This window comes from Candidatus Methylomirabilota bacterium (assembly GCA_036002485.1).
Classification (GTDB): domain Bacteria; phylum Methylomirabilota; class Methylomirabilia; order Rokubacteriales; family CSP1-6; genus AR37.
In genome coordinates this window covers 15795-37595 of sequence record DASYTI010000243.1, presented here as the reverse complement: position 1 = coordinate 37595, position 21801 = coordinate 15795, and the positions used below count along the sequence as shown (strand labels likewise).

At 67.5% G+C, this 21801-nt stretch carries 28 protein-coding genes; 12 read left to right on the top strand and 16 right to left on the bottom strand.

From position 1 onward, the window contains the following. Positions 1-92 precede the first annotated feature (92 nt). The 5 genes from VGT00_21270 (at position 93) to VGT00_21250 (ending at position 5149) form a co-directional block, all read left to right on the top strand. Positions 93-1223: an acetamidase/formamidase family protein gene (locus VGT00_21270; protein ID HEV8533962.1), complete on the top strand. Its 1131-nt coding sequence runs from the start codon at positions 93-95 to the stop codon at positions 1221-1223. A gap of 5 nt (positions 1224-1228) precedes the next feature. Beyond that, positions 1229-2155 (top strand): metal ABC transporter substrate-binding protein, encoded by a 927-nt coding sequence (locus tag VGT00_21265; protein HEV8533961.1) that lies wholly within the window; start codon positions 1229-1231, stop codon positions 2153-2155. Beyond that, positions 2155-3450 (top strand): metal ABC transporter permease, encoded by a 1296-nt coding sequence (locus tag VGT00_21260; protein HEV8533960.1) that lies wholly within the window; start codon positions 2155-2157, stop codon positions 3448-3450. Before VGT00_21265 ends, VGT00_21260 begins: the two co-directional genes overlap by 1 nt. 138 nt (positions 3451-3588) lie before the next feature. Then, complete coding sequence (locus VGT00_21255; protein HEV8533959.1) at positions 3589-4728, top strand: sulfite oxidase; 1140 nt, start codon at positions 3589-3591, stop codon at positions 4726-4728. A gap of 247 nt (positions 4729-4975) precedes the next feature. Beyond that, on the top strand, positions 4976-5149 hold the full coding sequence (locus tag VGT00_21250) for a hypothetical protein (protein ID HEV8533958.1): 174 nt from the start codon (positions 4976-4978) through the stop codon (positions 5147-5149). Between the two features lie 180 nt (positions 5150-5329). On the opposite strand, the gene VGT00_21245 is transcribed toward VGT00_21250, so the two are convergent. From VGT00_21245 to VGT00_21230, 4 genes are read right to left on the bottom strand one after another with little or no spacing between them, the layout of a single operon-like run. Continuing rightward, on the bottom strand, positions 5330-6379 hold the full coding sequence (locus VGT00_21245) for a hypothetical protein (protein HEV8533957.1): 1050 nt from the start codon (positions 6377-6379) through the stop codon (positions 5330-5332). A gap of 22 nt (positions 6380-6401) precedes the next feature. Beyond that, entirely contained in the window at positions 6402-7364 is a 963-nt protein-coding gene (locus VGT00_21240) for an LLM class flavin-dependent oxidoreductase (protein HEV8533956.1), read from the bottom strand. A 3-nt stretch (positions 7365-7367) separates the two neighbouring features. Beyond that, positions 7368-7970, bottom strand: a complete 603-nt coding sequence (locus VGT00_21235) for an HAD family phosphatase (protein ID HEV8533955.1) — start codon at positions 7968-7970, stop codon at positions 7368-7370. Between the two features lie 13 nt (positions 7971-7983). Next, complete coding sequence (locus VGT00_21230) at positions 7984-8250, bottom strand: hypothetical protein (protein ID HEV8533954.1); 267 nt, start codon at positions 8248-8250, stop codon at positions 7984-7986. 26 nt (positions 8251-8276) lie between these two features. Here VGT00_21230 and VGT00_21225 point away from each other — a divergent pair, with 26 nt between their 5' ends. After that, positions 8277-9305, top strand: coding sequence for a methionine synthase (locus VGT00_21225; protein ID HEV8533953.1), 1029 nt, complete (start codon positions 8277-8279; stop codon positions 9303-9305). Positions 9306-9338: 33 nt separating this feature from the next. Then, on the top strand, positions 9339-9974 hold the full coding sequence (locus VGT00_21220; protein HEV8533952.1) for a VTT domain-containing protein: 636 nt from the start codon (positions 9339-9341) through the stop codon (positions 9972-9974). 269 nt (positions 9975-10243) lie between these two features. On the opposite strand, the gene VGT00_21215 is transcribed toward VGT00_21220, so the two are convergent. The 4 genes from VGT00_21215 to VGT00_21200 form a co-directional block, all read right to left on the bottom strand. Beyond that, positions 10244-10369 carry a hypothetical protein gene (locus tag VGT00_21215; GenBank protein HEV8533951.1) on the bottom strand — a complete coding sequence of 42 codons (126 nt, stop codon included), beginning with the start codon at positions 10367-10369 and terminating at the stop codon, positions 10244-10246. Between the two features lie 17 nt (positions 10370-10386). Beyond that, the gene (locus tag VGT00_21210) at positions 10387-10539 is read right to left on the bottom strand and encodes a hypothetical protein (protein HEV8533950.1); all 153 of its coding nucleotides are present in this window, start codon (positions 10537-10539) and stop codon (positions 10387-10389) included. Positions 10540-10992: 453 nt separating this feature from the next. Then, positions 10993-11463: a GNAT family N-acetyltransferase gene (locus VGT00_21205; GenBank protein HEV8533949.1), complete on the bottom strand. Its 471-nt coding sequence runs from the start codon at positions 11461-11463 to the stop codon at positions 10993-10995. Then, complete coding sequence (locus tag VGT00_21200) at positions 11460-12071, bottom strand: cob(I)yrinic acid a,c-diamide adenosyltransferase (protein HEV8533948.1); 612 nt, start codon at positions 12069-12071, stop codon at positions 11460-11462. Before VGT00_21200 ends, VGT00_21205 begins: the two co-directional genes overlap by 4 nt. Positions 12072-12119: 48 nt before the next feature. Between VGT00_21200 and VGT00_21195 the strand changes: the two genes are divergently transcribed. Beyond that, complete coding sequence (locus tag VGT00_21195) at positions 12120-12530, top strand: CoA-binding protein (GenBank protein HEV8533947.1); 411 nt, start codon at positions 12120-12122, stop codon at positions 12528-12530. A 57-nt stretch (positions 12531-12587) separates the two neighbouring features. On the opposite strand, the gene VGT00_21190 is transcribed toward VGT00_21195, so the two are convergent. Then, positions 12588-13286, bottom strand: coding sequence for a DUF72 domain-containing protein (locus VGT00_21190; protein HEV8533946.1), 699 nt, complete (start codon positions 13284-13286; stop codon positions 12588-12590). Between the two features lie 234 nt (positions 13287-13520). Between VGT00_21190 and VGT00_21185 the strand changes: the two genes are divergently transcribed. The 3 genes from VGT00_21185 to VGT00_21175 all read left to right on the top strand — a co-directional run bounded on the left by VGT00_21185 (position 13521) and on the right by VGT00_21175 (position 15221). Next, positions 13521-13718 carry a PEP-CTERM sorting domain-containing protein gene (locus VGT00_21185; protein HEV8533945.1) on the top strand — a complete coding sequence of 66 codons (198 nt, stop codon included), beginning with the start codon at positions 13521-13523 and terminating at the stop codon, positions 13716-13718. A gap of 43 nt (positions 13719-13761) precedes the next feature. After that, complete coding sequence (locus VGT00_21180; protein HEV8533944.1) at positions 13762-14592, top strand: sterol desaturase family protein; 831 nt, start codon at positions 13762-13764, stop codon at positions 14590-14592. A gap of 239 nt (positions 14593-14831) precedes the next feature. Beyond that, entirely contained in the window at positions 14832-15221 is a 390-nt protein-coding gene (locus tag VGT00_21175; protein HEV8533943.1) for a hypothetical protein, read from the top strand. A 118-nt stretch (positions 15222-15339) separates the two neighbouring features. On the opposite strand, the gene VGT00_21170 is transcribed toward VGT00_21175, so the two are convergent. The 6 genes from VGT00_21170 to VGT00_21145 all read right to left on the bottom strand — a co-directional run bounded on the left by VGT00_21170 (position 15340) and on the right by VGT00_21145 (position 20904). Next, a complete protein-coding gene (locus VGT00_21170) occupies positions 15340-16398 on the bottom strand; it encodes a Gfo/Idh/MocA family oxidoreductase (protein ID HEV8533942.1) in 1059 nt (352 codons plus the stop codon). A 12-nt stretch (positions 16399-16410) separates the two neighbouring features. Beyond that, a complete protein-coding gene (locus VGT00_21165; GenBank protein HEV8533941.1) occupies positions 16411-17184 on the bottom strand; it encodes an amino acid ABC transporter ATP-binding protein in 774 nt (257 codons plus the stop codon). Beyond that, positions 17184-17912 (bottom strand): amino acid ABC transporter permease, encoded by a 729-nt coding sequence (locus VGT00_21160; GenBank protein ID HEV8533940.1) that lies wholly within the window; start codon positions 17910-17912, stop codon positions 17184-17186. The genes VGT00_21165 and VGT00_21160 overlap by 1 nt, the downstream gene beginning before the upstream one ends. Positions 17913-17927: 15 nt before the next feature. Beyond that, the gene (locus VGT00_21155; GenBank protein ID HEV8533939.1) at positions 17928-18788 is read right to left on the bottom strand and encodes an ABC transporter substrate-binding protein; all 861 of its coding nucleotides are present in this window, start codon (positions 18786-18788) and stop codon (positions 17928-17930) included. 145 nt (positions 18789-18933) lie between these two features. Further along, positions 18934-19992 (bottom strand): phosphotransferase, encoded by a 1059-nt coding sequence (locus VGT00_21150; protein HEV8533938.1) that lies wholly within the window; start codon positions 19990-19992, stop codon positions 18934-18936. Positions 19993-20028: 36 nt separating this feature from the next. Then, positions 20029-20904 (bottom strand): alpha/beta hydrolase, encoded by an 876-nt coding sequence (locus VGT00_21145; GenBank protein HEV8533937.1) that lies wholly within the window; start codon positions 20902-20904, stop codon positions 20029-20031. A gap of 403 nt (positions 20905-21307) precedes the next feature. Between VGT00_21145 and VGT00_21140 the strand changes: the two genes are divergently transcribed. After that, complete coding sequence (locus VGT00_21140) at positions 21308-21583, top strand: ABC transporter substrate binding protein (GenBank protein HEV8533936.1); 276 nt, start codon at positions 21308-21310, stop codon at positions 21581-21583. A 39-nt stretch (positions 21584-21622) separates the two neighbouring features. Here VGT00_21140 and VGT00_21135 read toward each other — a convergent pair whose 3' ends face one another. Continuing rightward, positions 21623-21772, bottom strand: coding sequence for a hypothetical protein (locus VGT00_21135; protein ID HEV8533935.1), 150 nt, complete (start codon positions 21770-21772; stop codon positions 21623-21625). Positions 21773-21801 lie beyond the last annotated feature (29 nt).

Genomic DNA, 21801 nt, shown 5'->3' with positions numbered 1-21801 from the left:
AGAAACGCGCTAGAATGCGCGCCGGTCCGGCCGACGGTGTCCGGGCGTGGAGTTCGTCACGGTTCGACCCGCTCACACCAAAGGAGGCCCCCATGATGATGAAGCTCCGCACCCGCAAGGCTCTCTTCAGCGGCCTGGCCGCCCTCGCCCTCCTCTTCGGCGCCGGCCTCTACGCCGTCGCGCAGCAACCGATGGAGGAGGCCAAGCGCGATCGCGCCGTCTCCATGGGCGGCGGCAAGTATCACGTGCTCGCCGCCACCCTCGAGACCACGCAATGGGGCTGGCTCGATCCCAAGGAGCCGCCCAAGCTCGTCGTCAAGTCCGGCGATACGGTGGCCGTCGAGACCATGATGCACTCCCACAACAAGATCCAGCCCGGCACGACCATCGAGGAGATCGTCGCGCTCCGGAAGGCCAATCCCGGTGGCGGCCCGCACTCCGTGACCGGTCCCATCTACGTGAATGGGGCCGAGCCGGGCGACGTGATGGAAATTCGAATCCTCAAAATCATACCCAAGGCCTTCGGCTTCAACTTCAACCTGCCGGGCAAGGAATTCCCGACCATCGGCGCGCTGGCGCCCGAGTTCCCTGACGGATTTGTGAAGTACTTCTACCTCGACTGGGAAAAACGTCAAGCCGAGTTCAAGCCGGGCGTCATGATCGATCTCCAGCCGTTCCCCGGCACGCTCGCCGTCGGCATCGATCCCACGGATCCTTCTCCGCGCAAGGGCGGCTCGACAGACCCGATGGCTCCGGTCTCCACGCTCAGGCCGTGGAAGAACGCATCCAACATGGACATCAACGAGCTTCAGGAAGGGACCACCCTCTTCGTCCCCATCTTCCTCAAAGGAGGGCTTGTCTGGGTGGGTGATGCGCACTGCCGGCAAGGTACCGAACTGAATCTGACCGCGCTTGAGTGCGCATACCGGGAGATCGTCATGCAGCTCATCGTCCGCAAGGACATGAAGCTGGAATGGCCCCGGCTCGAGACCAAGACCCATTGGATCCTCATGGGGTACGACGAGGACCTGAACAAGGCGATGGTTGCCGCCGCGCGCGAGATGGTCGACTTCCTGTTGAAGCAGAAGCTGGTCACCCTCGACCGTTACGAGGCTTACTCGTTGGCGTCCATAACGACGAACTGCGTGGTAACCCAGGTGGTGAACGTCCGCAAGGGCGTGCACTGCATGATTCCGAAATCGATCTTCACCGCCAAGAAGTAGCTTCAGTGCAGCGGGCGCTCCTCGGCGCCGCGCTCGTTTTCTGGGCCGCCGCGGCCACGTGGTGGACCGCCACTCCCGCGTGGGGCGGCGGCGCGCTTGCCGTCGTGGCCACCTCCACGGACCTCAAGGCGCTCCTCGAGGAAGTGGGCGGCGACCGTGTACGGGTGGAGGCGCTGGCTTCGCCCGGCCAGGACCCTCATACCGTCGAGGTGACGCCGGGACGGCTGGCCGCTCTTCAAGGTGCGGCGCTCGTCGTGCGGGTCGGCCTCGACCACGAGCCGTGGCTTGCCCCCGCCCTGCGAACTCTTCGCAACCGCCGCGTGCCGCCCGCGGACCTCGACTGCTCCAAGGGCATCGCGCTCCTCCAGACCGAGACCGCGCGCGTCCGCCCCGAGCGGGGCGAGCACGTCCACGGATTCGGCAACACGCACTACTGGCTGGATCCGGAGAATGCGCGGCCCATCACTGCGGCCATGGTCGCGGCGCTCGGGCGACTGGCCCCGGAGGACCGGGCCGGCTTCGAGGCCCGTCGCGCCGAGTTCCTCAAGCGTCTCGACGCCGGCCTCGCGCGCTGGCGCGCCGCCCTCGCTCCCCACCGCGGCGCCAAGATCGTGGTCGTCCACGAGAGCTGGCCGTACTTCGCCAAGCGCTTTGGTCTTCAGATCGTGGCGGCCGTCGAGCCGACCCCCGGCGTGCCGGCCTCGCCCGCGCATCTGGCCTCCCTCATCGGCCAGATGAAGCAGGCGCAGGTGCGCGTGCTCATCGCCGAACCCTATGCCAGCGCCTCGCTCGTCGAGCAGGTGGCCGCGCGGAGCGGGGCGCGGATCGCCCGCCTGGCGCCGTCGGTGGGCGCAGATCCGGAGGCGCGCGACTATATCGGGCTCTTCGACCTCGACGTCAAGCGGCTCCTCGAGGCCCTCACGGCACGCTGATGCTGGAGCTCCTCTGGCTGCCCTTCCTCGCCTGCCTCGTCCTGACGGGCATCCATGTCTACCTGGGGCTCCACGTGCTGGCCCGGGGCGTGATCTTCGTGGATCTCGCCCTGGCCCAGGTCGCCGCCCTCGGCATCACCGTCGCCTTCCTGGCCGGGCATCCGATCCAGAGCGAGGCGGCGTACTGGTATGCCCTGGTCTTCACGGTGGGGGGCGCCGCGCTCTTCTCGCTGACGCGCATGCGCCGCGCGGTGATTCCTCAGGAGGCCATCATCGGCATCGTCTACGCCGTCTCGGCCGCCATCACCGTGCTCGCGGTGGACCGGGCGCCCCAGGGGAGCGAGCACATCAAGCAGCTTCTCGTCGGGAGCATCCTGACCGTCACTCCAGCGGAGGTGGCGCGGCTGGCCGTTCTGTACGGATTGATCGGGGCGCTGCACGTTCTCATCCGGCGGCCGCTCCTCGAGATCTCCTTCGACCCCGAGGGGGCCCGGAGGCACGGCCGGGCCATCCGTGGGTGGGATTTCTGCTTCTACGTCACCTTCGGCGTGGTGGTGACGAGCAGCGTGCGGATGGCCGGCGTGCTCCTCGTCTTCTCCTATCTCATCGTGCCGGCCGCCGTGGCCGCGCTTCTCGCCGGCTCGGTGGCCGGGAGGCTCGTGACAGGGTGGGCCCTCGGCTTCGTCGTCAGCGTGCTCGGGCTCTGGGCTTCCTTCTCATGGGATCTCCCCACCGGGGCGGCCGTCGTGGCGACTTTCGGGGCGCTGATCGCGGCGGTCGCCCTCGGGCTCGGCATGCTCGCGCTTGCTCGCGGAGTGCGCGAGCGGGGCTGGGAAGCGCTGCGCGGCGTCGGCCTCGCCGCGGGGGGCGCCGTCGCGTTGGCGGGGCTGCTGCTGGCCGCTGTCCCGCGCATGGATCACCACTGGCTGAACTGGCTCGAGGAGGCCGTGCCGTCCATCGAGCACGCGTTTCTCACTCGCGGCGAGCGCCAGACCTGGCGCGACAGCCAGGAGGCGCTGGCGCGAGCGCAGGCGGAAGTCCGCCGGCTGAAGACGTTGCAAGAGGACGTGCAGTGGGGGCGGGCCAGGCTCACGGAGGATCAGCAGGAGCGACTGCGCCAGTTTCTCGCCTCGCGCGGCGAGATCAGCGCGGGCGACCGCTTCGTGTTGCGCACCCTGCGCGCCCACGCCCGCGAGCGCCAGCGCTTCTGGCTGGGCGTGCCGCTCCTTGTCCTCGGAATAGCGGGGGTCCTTTGGCTTGCCGGAGGCAGCCGCCGGCCCACTTCTCCGTCCTAGCAGGCGCCGGCGCCGCTTGTTCGCGGGTGGGCCCGCTTGTACAATCGCGCCGATCGCGGCAGCGGGCAGTCAAAGGTGACCGTTCGCGTCGTGACGATCCCGCGCGTCGAAGCAGCCGAACTTCGGGAGGGCAACATCATGGACAATGGCGTCACGCGTCGCGCTTTCGTGATCCACATGGGCACCGCGGCCGCGCTTCTCGGAGGCGCTGTTCCCGCGCCGGCACAGACCGCGCCGGCGCCGGTGGCCGGCAAGGAAAAGCTCATCGTGCGGAGCCCCCGCCCCATCAACCTCGAGACTCCGTTCGGACAGCTCGGCGCGGAGATCACGCCAACGGATCTCTTCTTCGTCCGGAACAACTACGACGGCCCGGAGATGGACCCTGCCCAGTACGTGCTCAAGGTGGACGGCCAGGTGGAGAATCCGCTGACCCTGCGCCTGGACGATCTCAGAAAGATGGAGCAGGTCACCCAGACCATCACGCTCGAATGCGCGGGCAACGGACGCAGCTTCTACTCTCCGAAAGCGCCCGGTCTCCAGTGGGAGAACGGCGCCGTGGGCACCGCGGTGTGGAAAGGGGTCCGGCTGGCCGATATCCTGCGCCTGGCCCGGCCCCGCCCCACCGCCTCGCATGTCGTGCCCGATGGGAATGACACGCCGCCCACACCTCAGGCGCCGGACTTCATCCGGAGCCATCCGATCTGGAAGGCCATAGAGCCGCATACCATGGTCGCCATCGAGATGAATGGGCGGCCCGTGCCTCATCTGCACGGCGGGCCGGCGCGCTTGATCGTCCCGGGCTGGATCGGCTCGGCGTCGATCAAGTGGCTGGTCCAGCTCACGCTTGCCGACAAGGAGTGGGACGGCCCCTTCATGCAGCGGAGCTACCGCTCCCCGCGCGCCGAGGATCCGAAGCACACCTACTCGCTGCAATCCCTGGAATGCAAGTCCCTGATCATGAGCCCGCTCGACGGCGCCAAGCTGGCCGCGGGGGCGCAGACGGTCGCGGGCTACGCGTGGGCGGGTGAAGGCTTCGTGACCGGCGTGGACGTCTCCCTCGACGGCGGCAAGACGTGGGCGCCCGCCGCGCTGGTGGGCAAGGAGCATCGGTACGCCTGGCGCCGGTGGGAGTTTCCGTGGCCGGCCGCCGCGGGCGCGCACGTCATCATGGCGCGCGCCACGGATTCGCTCGGCCGGATGCAGCCGGGCAGCAAATCACGCGATCCCCAAGGCTATCGCTGGAACGTGATCCACGCCGTTCGGGTCGATGCGGCGTAGACAGCTCGGAGGGGGGCTCCGCCCCCCTTCCGAAGCCTCCCCCCGGCGCGGAACATTCTCGCTCGGGAGGGCAGGGCAACTACCTGGACAGCCTCCTAGCGGCCTTTTGCTTTCAGTGACCGCGCTCGTCGTTGGCGTCGCGCTGGGTTGGGGATGGAGCTGGACGTCGAGCACGGGGGTTCGAGCCGGCCCTCCCGCTCTTTCGGCGCAGGACGCGAACCCGCTGCCCCGAGATCGTGACCAGCAGATGGTGACCGGGCGATGCATCATCTGCCACAGTCTCGAGATGATCGCTCAGCAGCGACAGACGCGCGACGAATGGGCCGTCATCGTCGATCGCATGATCACCTACGGCATGCCGGTGCAGCCTGGCGAGCGGGAGCGCATTCTCACCTATCTCGCGAAGTACCTCGGCCAGTGACAGCGTGAGCGGGCAGGCGTGTTCGCCTAGCCAGAACTATTGACGAACGCGGGTATCGCATCCTAGCCTCCCCTCACCCTGCCCTCTCCCCCTTCGGGGGCGAGGGATCAATATGAATCCCTCTCCCTCGGAGAGGGAGAGGGCAGGGTGAGGGTGGCGTTGTCTCGTCAATAATCCGGGCTAGACGGCGACCGCGGGAGCCCGCGCCTCTACCACGTTCTTGTAGTTGGGATCGCGCCGCAGCTTCCAGATGAAGGCATCCACGATGAAGTGGTGGATGTTGATGACGGCGACCACCAGCAAGGTGGCCCGCCCGATGTCGTAGCCCGCCAGCCAGTAGAGCTGCGGCCAGTTCTGGAAGAGCACGAAACCCAGGACGAGGCAGGTGCCGTAGAAGCACGCCGCGTGGTAGAGCCGGCCGTGGGTGCTGACCCCGAGCCGCTCCTGATCCTTGATGTGGAACACCAGCACAATGGCCAGGTACTGCAGCCCGTGGAAGACGGTGGCCCAGATGAAGGCGTCGAACCAGTTAAAGGCCGTCCACCAGATGGCATTGGAGAAGATCACGGCGAGGCTGATGGCCGGCAGCACGAGGCCGCGCCGGCGCCTCAGCCAGAGGAAGGCGGCCACGGGAGCGGCGAGGGAGAGCACGGTCAGCGTCTGGCTCAAGGCCGTGCGCAGCGGGAAGCCCGAGAAGAACCCCGCGGGGAGGACAAGGCCGAGCCCGCCCTGCGGCTGCAGCAGCGTCCAGAAGAATGGCAGCAAGCACGTCCAGCGAATCAGCGTGCGGTCCAGCGGCTCGAGGGTGGCGCCGGAGCGATAGGCATACATGACGCTGAGGCCATAGGCCTGGGCCGAGTAGTGAAACGGTGACCAGAGGAAATAGAGCGCGAAGAAGTAGCGCCCCGCGGGCTCCCCGAGCGCGACCACGGCGCTCACCACGACGATGGTGACGACGGGGAAGGCGAGGGTGAGGAAGGGCCAGGTCCGGACGGCATCGGGCTTGGTGTACAGACGCACGGTGGAGGCGGCGAAATGCGCCCAGTTGGAGACGAGGAGGACCCAGAAGAGGTCGGCTTCGTTATACCGGATGCCGGCGCTATACACGATGGCCCCGCCGATCCAGCTCAGGAGCCCGCCGATGAGCAGATAGTCGAATAGCGGATTGACGAACATCTTGCCGAGCCGGAACGGGCTGGGCAGAGCGGTGGGAGTGGCGACAGCTTCCATGAATCCACCCTAGCACAGCACTTCAGAGAGCCGAGCAGGCCTCCAGCGTGGGCAGGTAATGCGGGGCGTCGGCGAAGCCGATGGGGCGGATGGCCGGCAAAGTGAGCCCCGCCGCCCGATATTCGGCCACCAGAGTCTCGATAGTCCGGAGGTCCCCGACGGCGCCCAGCCCCTGGGCCAGACGATCGGCCATGGCCTCGGGGCGGGGAGCGCGGTCCCATGCCGCGATCTCGGCCCCAAAGCCGCTCTTCTCGAGCATGGCGCGGTAGAAGGGCAGGGCCAGATAGCGGGCCAGCTCCGCCTTGAAGGCCGCCATGCCCGCGGCCCTGTCCCCCGTGAGCGCGGCCGGCACCGAGGCGATGATCTCGAAGCCCTCCATCTTCTGGCCGGCGCGCTCGCGTCCGCGTCGGATGGCGGGCAGCGCGTGGTCGCGCACGTAGGCGGGCGCGCAGAGCCAGAGGACGGCGCCATCGGCGATCTCGCCGGCCAGCTCGAGCATGGCGGGCCCGAGCCCGGCCAGATAGATCGGGGGCGGCGAGGGCAGGCGCGGGACCCCGCTCTGCCACGCCACTCGATAGCGTGGGCCCGCATGCTGGACGCGGCCCCCGAGCGCCTGGCGAAGCACGGCGACGTACTCGCGCATCACCTCGAGGGGGCGACCCATGTCGAGACCGAGCGCGCCCTCCATCATCGGACGATGACTCACGCCGATGCCGAGGCGGAGCCGTCCCCCCGTCGTCTCCTGGAGCGTCTGCGCCTCTTGCGCCATGAGCACGGGGTGCCGCGGGTAGATGGGAATGACGCCCGTGCCCAGACCCACCCGCGGGGCCACCCGCGCGTAGGCCGAGAGGACGAGAAGCGCGTCGCGGCCGAGACCATGCGTCACCCACACGCTGTCATAGCCGAGCGCATCCGCGCGCCGCGCGCAGTCCACGGAGGCCGCGAGATCGGCGCCGGGAGAGAGAAAGACGGCGGTGCGGGCCATTGCTCAGCCGCGGGGGGTGATGCCGAGGGCGGCCAACTGGGCGCGGAGGTCGTCACCCTTGTCCAGCCGGAAGAGAATGCCCGACATGCCCACCTGCCGCGCCGCCTCGACATTGCTATCGAGGTCGTCCACGAAGACGCAGTCGCGGGGCGGGAGGCCGAGCCGCTCGGAGGCCATCATGTAGACGGCCGGCTCGGGCTTGGCCATGCCGACCTCGGCGGAGCAGACGATGTCGTGAAAAAGATCGTGAATGCCCATGTCCCGCTCGAGGCGGTTTCGGAGAGAGCCATCGGCATTGCTGAGCACCCCCAGCTTGTACGAGACGCGCAGCTCACGGACGAGAGCCAGGTTGGCCGCGATGGGACCCTGCGCGCGGCGCCACTCATCGTGCAGACGCGGGAGTGGGCGACCGGCACGCTCCTCGAGCGTCCGGTGCGCTTCCTCGAGCCAGGCCTGGCGGTCGCCCCGGCCGCGCTCGATGTCTCGCCAGGTCTCGCTGCGGTACAACGTGTCGAACACGGACGAGCGCGGAAGCCCGTGAGCCTGGTCGAGCTCGCGGGCCACGTCCCAGCGCATGTCCCAGAGGACACCCCCGAAGTCGAAGATGATGCCGCGCAGATTAGTACTTGCCGCCCTTCTGGCGAGGGGGGAGGGACGGCGCCTTGACGGCCGGTCCGGTATCGCCCGAGAGGGGCAGCCAGCCTCGCTCCTTCATGCAGGTCTCGTCGAGGACGTTGTTCTTCTTCGGTGAGCAGGCGACGCGATCGCGCTCGAACTCGGCCGCCGTGTAGTCGGCGTTCGGCTTGTACCACTGCTTGTCCGTGGCCGGCCCGCAGGCGGAGGCGATGAGGATGATCACGAGCGCGAGAAGGAACAAATATTTCATGCGGCAGATGATACCATGCCGCCGGAATGCTCCTGACCACCATCGCCGGCAGCCTGCCCAAGCCAGCCTGGCTGGCCGCGCCCCGGACGCTCTGGGCGCCGTGGCGGCTCGAGGGCACCGCGCTCGAGGAGGGCAAGCGCGACGCGGTGCGCCTGGCTCTCCGCGATCAGGAGGCGGCGGGCATCGACATCGTCACCGACGGCGAGCAGACGCGCCGCCATTTCGTGTGGGGCTTCGTCGAGCAGCTCGAAGGCGTGGACTTCTCGAAGATGGTCACCATCGGCATCCGCGCCGACCGCTACAAGGCCGATGTGCCCACGGTGACGGGGCCGCTCCGTCGCCGCGGCAACATTCATGGTGACGAGGCGCGCTTTCTTCGCGCGGCGACCCGGAGCCAGATCAAGTTCACCATGCCCGGCCCCATGACGGTGGTGGACACCATCCACGACGCGTACTACGGCAGCCGGGCCAAGCTCGGCCTCGCCGTCGCCTCCCTCCTCAACGAGGAAGCGCACGAGCTCGCCGCTCTCGGAGTGGACATGATCCAGCTCGACGAGCCCGCCTTCAACGTCTACATGGACGAGGTGCGCGAGTGGGGCATCGACGCGCTAGATCGAGCGGTGGAAGGGCTCGCCTGCCGGACGGTCGTGCACATCTGTTACGGCTACGGGATCAAGGCCAACACGGACTGGAAAAAGACCCTGGGCGGCGAATGGCGGCAGTACGAGCAGACCTTCCCCCGGCTGGCGGGAAGCCGGATCGGCGGCGTTTCCCTCGAGTGCGCCAACTCGCGCGTGCCCATCTCCCTCATCGGCCTCCTCGGAGACAAGGACGTGCACGTGGGCGCCATCGACGTGGCGAACGAGGAGGTGGAGACGCCCGAGCAGGTCGCCGCCGTCCTCCGCGAGGGTCTGAGGCACGTGGCGCCGTCGCGGCTCTTCCCGTGCACCAACTGCGGCATGGTTCCCCTCGACCGGGAGCTCGCCCGCGCCAAGCTCCACGCCCTGGGCGCGGGGGCCGCCCTCGTTCGCCGCGAGCTCACCACTCGTCGTTGACAGTCCCGTCACGATCCGCTAAGGTGCGCCCGCGTGGACTTCCTCGTCGATGTCCTCACGGGCCGGTACTCTCTCGACGCGCTCATCCAGTGGGGCGGCTACGCGCTCCTCGCGGCCATCGTCTTCGCCGAGACGGGCCTGCTCATCGGCTGCTTTCTCCCCGGCGACTCCCTGCTCATCACCGCGGGTCTGCTGGCCGCGGCGGGTCATCTCAATATCTGGTGGCTGAATGGGCTCCTGATCGCCGCGGCCATCGTCGGAGACAGCGTGGGCTACGCCATCGGCGTGCGCCTGGGGCCGCGCATCTTCACGCGCCCGAAATCGCTCCTCTTCAATCCGAAGCACGTCGAGCGCACTCGCCTCTTCTACGAGAAGTACGGACCCAAGACCATCGTCATCGCGCGCTTCGTGCCCATCATCCGCACCTTCGCGCCCGTGCTGGCCGGGGTGGGCACCATGCAGTACCGGCGCTTCCTCTTCTACAACGTGGCGGGAGGCATCGGGTGGGTCGTCTCCATGAGCTGGGCCGGCTATCTCCTCGGCCGCACCGTGCCGAACATCTCGCGACACATGCACGTCCTCGTCATCGTGATCATCGTGCTGTCCTGCGTCCCCATCGCCGTCGAGATCTACCGCGAGCGACGAAAGGCCGCCAAGCAGCGAACCTAGCCCGAACTATTCACCAGCTCGCGTACCGCATCCTGGCCTCCCCCTCACCCGCCCTCGCCCCCTCCGGGGCGAGGGATCAAAATGAATCCCTCTCCCTCGGAGAGGGAGAGGGCCGCAGTTCGAGCTGAAGGGCGAAGCCCTGAGGCGAGGGCTGAGTAGACTAGCGTGGCGCTGTCTCGCGAATAGTCCAGGCTAGCCACCACGACCCTATTGAGAACCGACAAACTAGCAGGCTGCCGCCTGCTAGGCGATCTTGATGATTCCCGGCTCTACTTGGTCGAACCTGGTGGCCACCTCCGGATCATGGCCGACCACCACGACGCCTCGCGGAAGAAGAACTGGCTCTCCTTCGTCTCCCGCTCGCCATACTTGAGGGCGTAGATCTGATACGCCATGGACTCTCCTGTGGGAGCTATCGCGTGAGAGGCAACGTGAAGCGCTGGAAGAAGCGCCACATCTCGACGTTGGCGTCGACAAGGACGGTGAAGGGACCGAGGAGACGCGGGAGGTAGTCCTGGAGGCCGCCGGGCCAGACATGACCGGCGCCCGCGAGCTTCCACAGCACGACCTCGCCGCCGTCGCGACACGGTCCCCAGACATAGCGCGTGGCCGTGTGCCGCGCCTCCTTCGTAGAGGGCGCGCGGGTCGTCGACGCTGTGGAAGTGCATGACCGAGACGGGGCGCCCCGGCTGCCCCACCTTCAATACCTTGGCCCCGGCCACGAGAGCGATGACCGCCACGCGGTCGGAGGCCTCGACGGCGCGAAATCCTTCGACGTCGGCCACCGGATCCATCCGTGAGTACTTCTGCTGATTCTCCGCATTCCCGCCGCCGCCATGGAAGCTCAGCACGACAGGCAGCGACTGGCCGTCGCGGGCGGCAGGCGGCACGTGGACGATGTAGGAGCGCGGGCGGCCGCCGTGCTGGATCGAGACGCGATGATTGCCCGGCTCCAGCCCGGCGGCCGGGCGCGCCGGAAAGAGCAGGGCCACCGCGAGAGCCAGGAGCGCGCCCCGTCTCACAGCGTGCGCTCCATCCAGATGTCCGCGCGAGGATTGTCGTTGTAGAAGGGGATCTCGCGAAAGCCATTGCTCCGGTAGAGCTTGACGGCGGCGGCGAGCTTGGCCTGGCTGTCGAGGCGCATCGTCTGGCAGCCAAGCCGCCGACCTTCATCGAGACATTTGTCGAGCAGCTCCTGGGCCAGCCCCTGGCCGCGGGCGACCGGGCGAAGCCACATGCGCTTGAGCTCGGCCACTCCGGGCTCGAGGACACGCACGGCCGCCGTGCCCACCACCTCACCCGCCGGGTCCACCACCAGGAGCAACACGCCAGCGTCGCCCCCGTATTCGTCCTCCCAGTGGGCGATGTCGTGGTCGAGCCCTTCGGCATCCAGCGTGTCGCCGATGGAGTCGAGGTACGCGGCCAGCTCGCGCCTGACCGCCGCCGCGTCCTCCGGGCGGGCGCGGCGCATGGTGAAGGCCCCGCTCATGTCCTCTTGCGCGCGTGCGAGGCGAGACCGCGCTCCCAGAGGTACTCCGTCTCCCCGCCCTTGCGGGCGACCCAGCGCGAGAGGACGAAGAGGAAATCGCTGAGCCGGTTGACGTAGGCAATGGTCCACGGGCTGATCGGCTCCACGCGCGAGAGGGCGAGCACCTGACGCTCGGCGCGACGACAGACGGTGCGCGCCTGATGAAGGAAGCCGCCCACGCGGCCGCCGCCGGGGAGGATGAAGGACTTGAGGGGCTGGAGATCCTTCTGGCAATGGTCCATGAGCGTCTCGAGGGCTTTGACCTGAGCTTCCCCGACCCGATGCATGCCCTCGTAGACCGCGTCCTCGGGCGTGGCCAGCTCGCTGCCCAGGTCGAAGAGCTCGTTCTGAATCTGACGGAAGATCCCGTCGAGCCACCGGTGCGCCTTGCCCTTCTTGAGGCGCTCCACATTGAAGACGCGCGCGAGGCCGATGATGGAGTTGAGCTCATCGACGGTGCCGTAGGCCTCGATGCGCGGCGAGTCCTTGGCCACGCGGCGTCCCCCGACGAGTCCCGTGTCGCCCTTGTCGCCGGTGCGGGTGTAGATGCGGGTGAGACGAATAGGCATGTCCACGGCCCTCCTGCGAGGAGGCTAGCACATTGATACACTGGGGTCATGGCCGACTGGCGGGAGAACCTGGTGGATTCACGCGAGGGCATGGCGGCGATCTTGAAGGACACGCGCCGCATCGCCGTGCTGGGCATCAAGACGGAGACGCAGAGCGGTCAGCCGGCCTTCTACGTTCCGGAATACATGGCGGAGGCCGGCTACGAGATCGTCCCCGTGCCCGTCTACTACCCGGAGGTGACGGAGATTCTCGGAGAGCCCGTCTACCGCACGCTCGCGGAGATTCCGGAGCCGGTCGACATGGTCAATGTCTTCCGTCGCTCGCGAGACATCCCGCCCCACCTCTCCGACATCCTGGCCGCCAAGCCGAAATCCGTCTGGATGCAGCTCGGCATCAGGCATGACGAGGTGGCCGAAACGCTCGCGCGCGCCGGCATCAAGGTCGTCCAGGATCGCTGACTCATGGTCGACCACCGGCAGCTCTGCCGGTGACGCCGAGCTCGCGGCGGGGGGCCCTCAGCTTTCCAGCAACGTGATGAACTGCCGCGCGAGCTGCGGACCCGTTGCTTCGTCCTCGTGCTTGAAGAACACGAACGCATCGCGCCACTCCTGGGAGGTGATGCGCGCGCGCCACTGCGGCAGGGCGGTGTCCGTGTAGCCCACGCGTCGCAGCCGCAGGTAGCCCCAGTCGGCCGTCGCCTGGAACGGCGTCTGCACGTCCTCGGCATCCGTGATGCAGAGCGCGACGTCGCGCGCGCGCAAGGCATCATAGACCTCGCCGTCGTACCACGACGCGTGCCGCACCTCGAGGGCGACTCGCCGATCCTCGGGGACGAGGGCCAAGAACGTGGTGAGCCGCGCCATGTCCTTCTTCAGGTTGGGCGGGAGCTGGAAGAGCAGAGGACCAAGTCGCGGGCCCAGCGCCCCCGCCCTCTCGAAGAAGAGCGAGGCTGGTGACTCGACCTCTTTCAGCCTCTTCCGGTGCGTGATGAGCTGGGGCGCCTTCAGCACGAACGTGAATGCGTCCGGAACCTGCTCGGCCCATTCCCGGAGCACGGTTTCGCTCGGCATGCGATAGAACGTGTTGTTGATCTCCACACTCTGGAACTGTGTCCCGTAGTAGCGCAGCATGTCCTTCGCCTTGATGTCCTCCGGATAGAACCTGCCCTTCCATTCCTTGTAGGCGAAGCCGCTGGTCCCGACCCGTACATTCATCACGGCCCTCCCTTCCCGGCGCCGCCCCCATTGTCCACCCTCGTCCAGGATCGAGCATAGGCCCCCGCGAGTAGAGAGGGCGGGCTGGCTCGGCGACAGGGTGTCGGAGCGCTTGACAGCCGGGGCAGGGCGACCGTGACGCGGGACCGTAAATGCAGGCCGCGACTGCCCTCCCCGGTCTGGCACGGGCCCTGCTGGTTCCACCGGAAATCCATTTCCAAAGGAGGCCCAATCTTGAAGACCTTGCCTTCCCTTCTCGTCAAGGCCCTGTTCCTGCTGGCCGTCGCGGCGGCCCTTCTGGTCACGGCCTCACTTGCGCTTGCTACCAACACGGCTCCGCCGATAAGAGTGCCGGGTCCGAGCACGCTCGCCCTGCTGTCCGTGGGCGCGGCGGCCGCGGCCATCGCGGTGCGCTGGATCCGCAGGCGGTAGCTCCAGGGAGGATTTCCCTCCCGCCGTAGGCATTGTCTCGACCATGGAAACCCTGCTCCTCACTCACGAGCCCACGCTTCACTTCTGCGCCCTCTTCCTGGCCATCGCGCTGGTGGCGGTGTGGGAAGGCGCGGCCCCGCGTCGCCGGTTGACGGCATCGCTCCGCACGCGCTGGCTCCACAATCTCGCGATCTGGGGACTGAGCATGCTCCTCACGCGTCTGGCCTTTCCCGTCACCGGCATCGCCTTCGCTCTTATCGTAGGGGAGCGCGGGTGGGGGCTGTTCAACGTGGTGAAGGCGCCGGCCTGGCTCGCCATCGGGGCGTCGGTGCTCTTGCTGGATCTGGCGGGCTATCTGCAGCACCGGCTCTTCCACCGCCTGCCCTTGCTCTGGCGCTTCCACCGCGTACACCATGCCGATCCTGACTATGACTTCACCCTGGGCTTCCGCTTCCATCCCCTCGAGACCGCCGTCGGCGTAATGGCCGGCCTTGGCACCATTGCCCTGACCGGTGCCCCCGTGGCCGCGGTCTTGCTCCACGAGCTTGGATTCGTCCTGGTGTCGGTCTTCGCCCACGCCAACGTGGGTCTGCCGTCCGGGCTCGAGGGCACGCTTCGTCGAGTCATCGTCACGCCGGACCTCCACCGCGTCCACCACTCTGTCCTCGTGCCGGAGACTGATAGCAACTTCGGCAGCATCTTTCCGTGGTGGGACCGGCTTTTCGGCACCTATCGGGATCAGCCGGAAGCGGGCCACGTGAACATGCGGATCGGGCTCGAGGAGCTCCGGGGAGCCAGATGCCTCACCATCGCGTGGATGCTCGTCCATCCGCTCGTGCCTGCCCGCATCGAACGGCGCTTGTTCGGCAGCTAGTCTTATCCCGAGCCGGTAGGTACGACCGAGTAGCTTCCGCCCGTCACGTCCTTTCGGTGCACGACCGCCCTCGACGCGGCCCGCGAATTCCTTCGCCTACACGGGGCGAACACCATAGACGCGAGGATCAGCGAGAAAAAAGGTCGCCATTCTGCTCTTGGCACGTCCGTTGCTCTGCTTGTGCACGAGTGGACGACCCTTATGGCCTCTGGCAACGAGCAATACACGGAGGATACGTGATGCCAAATGCGAAACGCCTGACCGCCATTTTCGGAAGCATGTTGCTAACGGGCGCGCTGGTGGCCGGCACCGCCGGCGCCCAGTCGAGCAGCCCCGATACCACGAAGGACTCGACGTCTCAGCAGGGCCAGAGCCAGCAGGGGCAGCCGGCTCAGCCGCAGGTCGCGCCCGGGTCGGAGTCGAAGCAGTCCGATACCCGGACGGACTATCGGTCCGACACGAGATCTGAGCGCATCGTGGAGACAGAGCGGAACAAGTTCCTCGGCATGGACCCGACGGTGGCTGCGATCATCGGAGCCGTGCTCTTCATCGTCATCATCATGGCCATGGTGGCCATGTCGCGGAAAAGCTCGACCACGACCGTGGAGACCCGTCGGCCCACGATGTGAACCGCCGGCCGGGCCTCATCGGGGGCGCGCGTCCACTCCGATCCCGGTCGGTGGTCGTGAGCGAGGCGATCACCCTCGATGAGGCCCAGCACCACGGTTGCGGAAACCCACGGTCGGATCACTGGTTCGTCGAGCCTAGGTCTCTGAGAAGAACTTCCCGGCCGGTCCGCGACGATTCGTAGATGGCCATGACGATGGCGAGCGAGACGCGCGCGTCCTCGCCGGTGAGCACGGGCTCCCGATCCTCGCGGATGGCGTCCACCATGTCTTGAAGCTGGACTCGGTGGCGAACCTGCGGGTAGGCCCACGGGTCATCGATGTCGCCGATGGCGAAGCTCTTCTCCACGTCAGGCACGGTCTTCCCGCCCACGTTCCAGAAGAGGATCTGATCGTACTGGGCATTGGCGACGATGGTGCCATGGTCCCCGTGGAGCTCGAGCCGCGACTTGAGAGCAGGCTTGATCGACGACGTGCTCTCGATGACGCCCATGGCCCCGCTCTCGAAAGACACCAGCGCGGTGGCCGTGTCCTCGACCTCGATGGCGTGCTGCGCGGTGGCCACGCGGCCGATCACAGAGCGTACCGGACCCACCACGTGCTGGAGCAGGTCCACGATGTGGATGGACTGGGTCATGAGACAGCCTCCGCCCTCGAGGGTCTTGGTCCCCCGCCACTCCGCCGAGTTGTAATAGGCGGCCGTCCGGCTCGACTTGTCCACGGCATCGGCGAGAAAGACCCGCCCGAGGGCGCCGGATTGGACGGCTTCCTTCATACGGGCCGCCACCGTGCCGAACCGCATCTGAAAGATCACGCCCAGCTTGGTCCGATTCCTCCGGCAGAGGCGGATCATCTCATCGGCGCGCGCGAGGCTGACGTCGAGGGGCTTCTCGACGAGAATGTGCTTGCCCGCTTCGGACGCGGCCCGCGCCACCTCGAGATGGGTCCCCGTCGGCGTGAGGACGCACACCACGTCCACGTCGGGATCCAGGCAGAGCTCGCTGAAATGAGCGTAGGCGCGAGGCACTTCCCACTCCCTTGCGAAGGCCTGGAGCCGCCCGGGATCGCGAGAGCAGACGGCGGCGAGCCGGGCGCCCCTGACCTGTCGCAGCTCCTTGGCGTGAAACAGCCCGGCCATGCCGGTGCCCACGAGGCCGAATCCGATCGTGCCGTCTTTCACCGTCGACGCTCCTTAATGGAGGATCTTGTCGAGAAAGGCACGCGTGCGCTCGTTCTGCGGATTCGTGAAAAATTCGCCGGGGGCGGCGTCCTCGACCACGCGGCCCTCGTCCACGAGGACCACGCGGTTGGCCACGGCCCGGGCGAACCCCATTTCATGGGTGACCACGATCATGGTCATGCCCTGCCTGGAGAGCGCGGTCATGACCTCCAGCACCTCGCTGATCATCTCGGGATCGAGGGCCGAGGTGGGCTCGTCGAAGAGCATGACCTCGGGCCGCATGGCCAGCGCCCGCGCGATGGCCACGCGCTGCTGCTGCCCTCCCGAGAGCTGCCCGGGATAGGTCTCCGCCTTCTCGGGCAGGCCGACGAGCGAGAGCAGCCGCCGCGCCTCGGCTTCCGCGGCCTCGCGGCTCTCGCGGAGGACGTGCAGGGGGCCGGCCATGATGTTCCGGAGGGCGGTCAGATGCGGAAAGAGATTGAATTGCTGGAAGACCATGCCGATCCGCCGACGGTGGCGCGCCACCTCCGCGTCGCGCAGCTCCGCGAGGCCGGCCGGCGTCTCTCGATAGCCGATGAGCTCACCGCAGATGCGGATCGATCCCCGCTCGATGGCCTCCAGGTGGTTCAAGCAGCGCAGGAACGTGCTCTTGCCCGATCCACTGGGCCCGAGGACGACGATGACCTGGCCGCGGCGCACCTCGAGGTCGATACCGCGCAAGACGTGCAGGGAGCCGTAGAACTTGTGCACGCCCTGCGCCTGGACGGCGGGCTCGGCGGGCGGCATCAGCGCGCGTCCTGCTCGAGCAGAGTGCGGTCGATGACCCGGCGCGGCGGCTCTCCGGAGGAGCCGTAGGGTCGGCCGAAGTGGGCCTCGAGGCGCCGCTGGACCATGCCCCACAGGCTCGTCATCACGAGGTAATAGCAAGCGGCCACCACGAAGATCTCGAGCACCTTGAACTCGAGCTGGATCAGCATCTGCGAGCGCCGCAGCAGCTCCTCGAGCGAGATCACGGAGGCGAGGGACGTCGTCTTCAACAGTCCGTTGAAGTTGTTGCCGAGCGGCGGCAGGATCACGCGCGCCGCCTGGGGCAAGATGACCACGCGCAGCATGGTCCAGTAGGGCATGCCCACGGCCCGCGCCGCGTCGAACTGGCCGCGCGGCACCGAGAGGATCCCCGCGCGGATGATCTCGGCCAGATAGGCGCCCTCGTTGAGTCCCAGCCCCAGGAGGGCGGACTGGATCACCGTCAGGCGTATACCGAGCTGGGGCAGCCCCGTATAGATGATGATGAGCTGGACGAGGAGCGGCGTCCCCCGCATGAGCCAGATGTAGAAGCGCGCGAGATCACGCGGCACCCGGTGGCTCGACATCCGCATGAGGGCGGCGCCGAGCCCCAGGGCGAGCCCTATGGCCATGACGGCCACGGATAGCCACACCGTGGTCCACGCACCGTCGAGTAGATAAAAGTTGAACAGGTACTTGCGGAACGCCCCCCAGTCCCAGCCCGACATCAGCGCGCCGGGCCCCTACGGAAGATCGGGCCCCTTGAGCTCGAGCGTCTTGCCCGTCATCTTCGAGACGCCGTATCGGTCGAAGAGCGCATCGTAGGTGCCGTCGGCCTTCATGTCGTTCATCACCTTGAGCACGGCCTGGGCCAGGTCCTTGGACTTGGCCGCGATGGTGGCGGGCGAGCCGGCGATGCCCGACATGGCGCGCTCGAACTCGCCCTTGTCCTGGTAGAACTTGGCCACGGCGTCCACGCTGACCACGGCCTCGACCTGTCCCGCGCGGAGGGCCTGATAGGAATCCGCGAACGTGTTGAAGGTCCGGATGTCCATCGGCTTGGCGCCCGCCTTGGTCTGCTCCTCGTTGATGCGGCGGATCTGACGCTCCTCGTAGCCACCGATCTCCACGGCTACCGGGCGCCCCGCGAGGTCCGTGGGCTGCGCGAGCTTCTTCGGATTGCCCTTGGGCACGGAGATACTGATGGCCTGGAGCTCGTACGGGATGAGGTACATGAGCTTGGCGCGCTCCGGCGTGAAGAAGAGGACGGTGACGATCAGGTCCCAACGCCCGCCCTGCAGGCCCGGGATGTGCGCCTCGAACTGCACGTTGACCCAGTTGATCTCGAGCCCCAGTCGCTTCGCGATCTCGTTTCCGAGCTCGATGCGCATGCCCTGGAGATTGCCCTTCTCGTCGATGAACTGCACGGGAGGCAAGGTCGCGTTGGTCGCCACCACGAGCTTGCCGGGCCGTACCACGGCGGGCGGCGTCACCGTGGGCGCTGTCGGATACTTCCCGGCCTGGGCCTGGGCGGTGGCCGCGGGCGTCAGCAGCGCGGTCAGGACGAAGAAAACAGAAACCAAGCGCCGTCCGGAGATTTTCATCGGCGTCCCTCCTGAAGGACGTGGGGTGGCTGCTCAATGTGTCCAGCCCGGCAGGACGACGACGGCGCTGGCGCGTCAGAGGGCCCCACTTAACTACCACGAATCGACGGTAACGCAACCCTTGCGGGGGCGCCCTCGGCGATGCTCATGGCCTCCGGGGCGGCAAGATGGGCGTGATCCCGCTGATGGCCGAGAAGTGGGCGGCGAGCGTCTCGGCGAATCGAGAGGCGTCGAGGGGATTCGAGGCGGCCGCCCCCTGGCCCCGTCGCGATTCGGCGGCCCGGACGAGGGCCCGCATCGCGCTGAGCGCCTCGTAGTAGGCGAGGGAGCGCGGGTCGATCGATCGGCGGCGCCGGTAGCCGGCGAGGTAGCGCTTGACCATGACGAGCCGCGCGTTCGCCACCAGCCAGTGCAGCGGCACCGGCAGGGCCGAGAGCTCGATCGGCGCGAAGCGCAAGATGATGCGCGTGGTGGCGACATCATAGGCGGGCTCGGCGACCACGACGTTCGGCCAGTCGATCACTCCGGTGACCGAGCTTCCGGAGTAGAGGATGTTGTGCGGGTGAAAGTCGCCGTGGCAGATGACCCGGGGGGACTGCTCCCCAGGTCGGCGCTCGACGAGCCAGGCCATGGCCGGCTGAAGCCCGTCGAGAGAGCCGCGGGCGATGCGAGCTTCGAGCTGGGCGAGGTGGCCCTCGATGGTGATCATCTCGCGGCTGATGGCCGGACCGCCGGCCACGCGTGAATCCCGGCCCTCTTCGTCCATGGCCCGCAACAACGCTTCCGCGTCGAGCGCGTGCAGTCGCAGCTGCGTGTCGGCGAGAACCCGGCTCAGGTTGAGGTAGCGGGCCTGGAGCAAGGGCTTCCCCGGCAAGCGCTCCATGATGAGCCACCCTCCGCCAAGCGGAGCGGGGTCGGGGCTCGCGAGGAGAACGCGGGGCGCAGGATAGGCGAGGCCGGCGAGGGTATTCTGGGTCACGCGCTCCCGCAGCACGCGGGCGGGATCGTGCTGCGGGCCGAGCAGTCGCAGGATCAAGGGTCCCGCGAACGGCGGCGCCGCGCCTCTCAGGCGGAAGGCGAAGATCCGGGTGTCGAATCCTCCGGAGACCGGGGTCAGGGGCTCGGAGAGCTCGAGGCCGCGCTCATCGAGCCGCGCGCGCAGGTAGTCTAGGAGCGCCGCGGCAAGATCCCTGCCCCGGTTCATTCGCGGACCCGCGCTCCACGGGAGAACGCGCCGAGCTTATCCGACCTGCTTGTGGACGAACTCGATGATCCGCTCGATCGCCTTCGTTGAAGCGGGTGAGCCCGCCTTTCGTACGATGAACCCCTCCGTCTCGCCCTCGAAGAGCTCCAGCTCGAGCTGGCCGCCCGCCTTGCGGTAGTGCATGACGAAGCGGTCGAGGTCGACGCGCGGATGGGCGGCATCGTTGGTGCCTTGCAGATAGAGCACGGGAGGCAGCTCGACCTTCTCCCCGCGCTCGAGAGCGAGCACGGGGTTGCCCTCGGCCATGGCATTCTCGGTCTGCCAGTACTGATCGTGGCTGGGCAGCACGCGATCGACGATGTCCGGGTACGGCGGGCCGCCCGCCTTCAGCTTCTTGGCGTAGTGGTACCGCGCGAGCGGATCGATGACGGACGAGCACATGATGACGCAGCGGACGGTGGCGTCGACGGCGGGCGAGCCGGCGGGCAGCGGCAGGGCCGCATAGCGAGGGTCACGCGGCCGCATTCCGCCGAGCATGGCCTGGTGGGCGCCACTCGAGTTGCCCATGGCGCCGACCATGTCGGGGCGACTGCCCAACCCCGTAGCCTTGGTCTTGAGCCAGCGGATGGCGTAGTTGATGTCGGCGAACGATCCAGGGTATGCCGCGTCCGGCGGCATCCGGAAATCCAGGGCCGCCACCACCACGCCGCTCTTCGCCAGGGGCTCGTTGATGGCGGTGTCGCCGAGGCGGTCGCCACGGCACCAGGCGCCCCCGTGCAATTCGACCATGAGCGGGAAAGGCCCGGTGCCCCGCGGCTTGAAGAGCCGCGCGAGCAGCGGCTTGTCTCCGTGGCGGAGATACTCGATGTCCTGGACGTCGATCTCATAGATCCCGGGGGCGCTCGCGGTCATGTGGGCTCCTCTCAGAGAGTGGTGACCTGTTTCAGCGGCAATACGTTGCACCTCTCGGCGTGCCTCGTCAAGCCGGACGACGTACCCATTCGACCGTTGCTATCATCGGACTCGCCATGTTGAACCGCCGTCGGTTTCTCCGCACCGTGAGCGTGAGTCTCCTCGCCGCGCCGCTCGCGGCCGAGGCGCAGCAGGCGGGAAGGGTCGCCCGGCTTGGGTTGCTCGGCCTCTTCACGCCAGAACTCGACAGCCGCAGCGTTGCCGCCGTCCGCGAGGGGCTGGGCGATCTAGGCTGGCACGAAGGCCAGAACATACACTTCGAGCTTCGCTACGCGTCGGGGAAACGCGATCAGCTTCGAGGGCTCGCGGCAACCCGGCGCTCGACGACTTGCGGATTCGGATCGTGGAGATCGTCAACGCCCAGCGGCTGCCCTCGATCTTCACCCTGACCTACTGGGCGCAGGCCGGGGGCCTCATGAGTTACTCTGCCGACCTCTATGCCGTCCAGAGACGAGCGGCGAGCTATGTCGACAAAATCCTCAAGGGTGCAAATCCGGCCAACCTGCCCATAGAGCAGCCGACCAAGATCGAGTTCGTCATCAACCTCAAAACCGCCAAGTCGCTCGGCCTGACGATCCCGCCGTCGCCGCTGCGGCGGGCCGATCAAGTGATCAAGTAGTGACCTGAAGCCGAGGGCGGTCAGCGAACGGCGGCGAGCTCAGTGCCGCTTGAAGAACTGAATGGCGCGCTCGTGCTTGAGGGCAGCTTGGCGCGTTCCGAAGGTGCCCAGATTCCGTCTTCTGCCCGTGCGCGGATCCTTCTTCCGGGAATAGAGTCGATACTGTCCGGAGGGAAGCTTGCGGATCATGGTTTGCCTCCTCGATGACGATACGAGCC

Coding starts and splice junctions, on each gene's coding strand:
- VGT00_21270 (HEV8533962.1), top strand. CDS start 93: ATGATGATGAAGCTCCGCACCCGCAAGGCTCTCTTCAGCGGCCTGGCC.
- VGT00_21260 (HEV8533960.1), top strand. CDS start 2,155: ATGCTGGAGCTCCTCTGGCTGCCCTTCCTCGCCTGCCTCGTCCTGACG.
- VGT00_21255 (HEV8533959.1), top strand. CDS start 3,589: ATGGACAATGGCGTCACGCGTCGCGCTTTCGTGATCCACATGGGCACC.
- VGT00_21250 (HEV8533958.1), top strand. CDS start 4,976: ATGGTGACCGGGCGATGCATCATCTGCCACAGTCTCGAGATGATCGCT.
- VGT00_21245 (HEV8533957.1), bottom strand. CDS start 6,379: ATGGAAGCTGTCGCCACTCCCACCGCTCTGCCCAGCCCGTTCCGGCTC.
- VGT00_21240 (HEV8533956.1), bottom strand. CDS start 7,364: ATGGCCCGCACCGCCGTCTTTCTCTCTCCCGGCGCCGATCTCGCGGCC.
- VGT00_21230 (HEV8533954.1), bottom strand. CDS start 8,250: ATGAAATATTTGTTCCTTCTCGCGCTCGTGATCATCCTCATCGCCTCC.
- VGT00_21225 (HEV8533953.1), top strand. CDS start 8,277: ATGCTCCTGACCACCATCGCCGGCAGCCTGCCCAAGCCAGCCTGGCTG.
- VGT00_21215 (HEV8533951.1), bottom strand. CDS start 10,369: ATGGCGTATCAGATCTACGCCCTCAAGTATGGCGAGCGGGAGACGAAG.
- VGT00_21205 (HEV8533949.1), bottom strand. CDS start 11,463: ATGAGCGGGGCCTTCACCATGCGCCGCGCCCGCCCGGAGGACGCGGCG.
- VGT00_21200 (HEV8533948.1), bottom strand. CDS start 12,071: ATGCCTATTCGTCTCACCCGCATCTACACCCGCACCGGCGACAAGGGC.
- VGT00_21195 (HEV8533947.1), top strand. CDS start 12,120: ATGGCCGACTGGCGGGAGAACCTGGTGGATTCACGCGAGGGCATGGCG.
- VGT00_21190 (HEV8533946.1), bottom strand. CDS start 13,286: ATGAATGTACGGGTCGGGACCAGCGGCTTCGCCTACAAGGAATGGAAG.
- VGT00_21180 (HEV8533944.1), top strand. CDS start 13,762: ATGGAAACCCTGCTCCTCACTCACGAGCCCACGCTTCACTTCTGCGCC.
- VGT00_21175 (HEV8533943.1), top strand. CDS start 14,832: ATGCCAAATGCGAAACGCCTGACCGCCATTTTCGGAAGCATGTTGCTA.
- VGT00_21165 (HEV8533941.1), bottom strand. CDS start 17,184: ATGCCGCCCGCCGAGCCCGCCGTCCAGGCGCAGGGCGTGCACAAGTTC.
- VGT00_21160 (HEV8533940.1), bottom strand. CDS start 17,912: ATGTCGGGCTGGGACTGGGGGGCGTTCCGCAAGTACCTGTTCAACTTT.
- VGT00_21155 (HEV8533939.1), bottom strand. CDS start 18,788: ATGAAAATCTCCGGACGGCGCTTGGTTTCTGTTTTCTTCGTCCTGACC.
- VGT00_21150 (HEV8533938.1), bottom strand. CDS start 19,992: ATGAACCGGGGCAGGGATCTTGCCGCGGCGCTCCTAGACTACCTGCGC.
- VGT00_21145 (HEV8533937.1), bottom strand. CDS start 20,904: ATGACCGCGAGCGCCCCCGGGATCTATGAGATCGACGTCCAGGACATC.
- VGT00_21135 (HEV8533935.1), bottom strand. CDS start 21,772: ATGATCCGCAAGCTTCCCTCCGGACAGTATCGACTCTATTCCCGGAAG.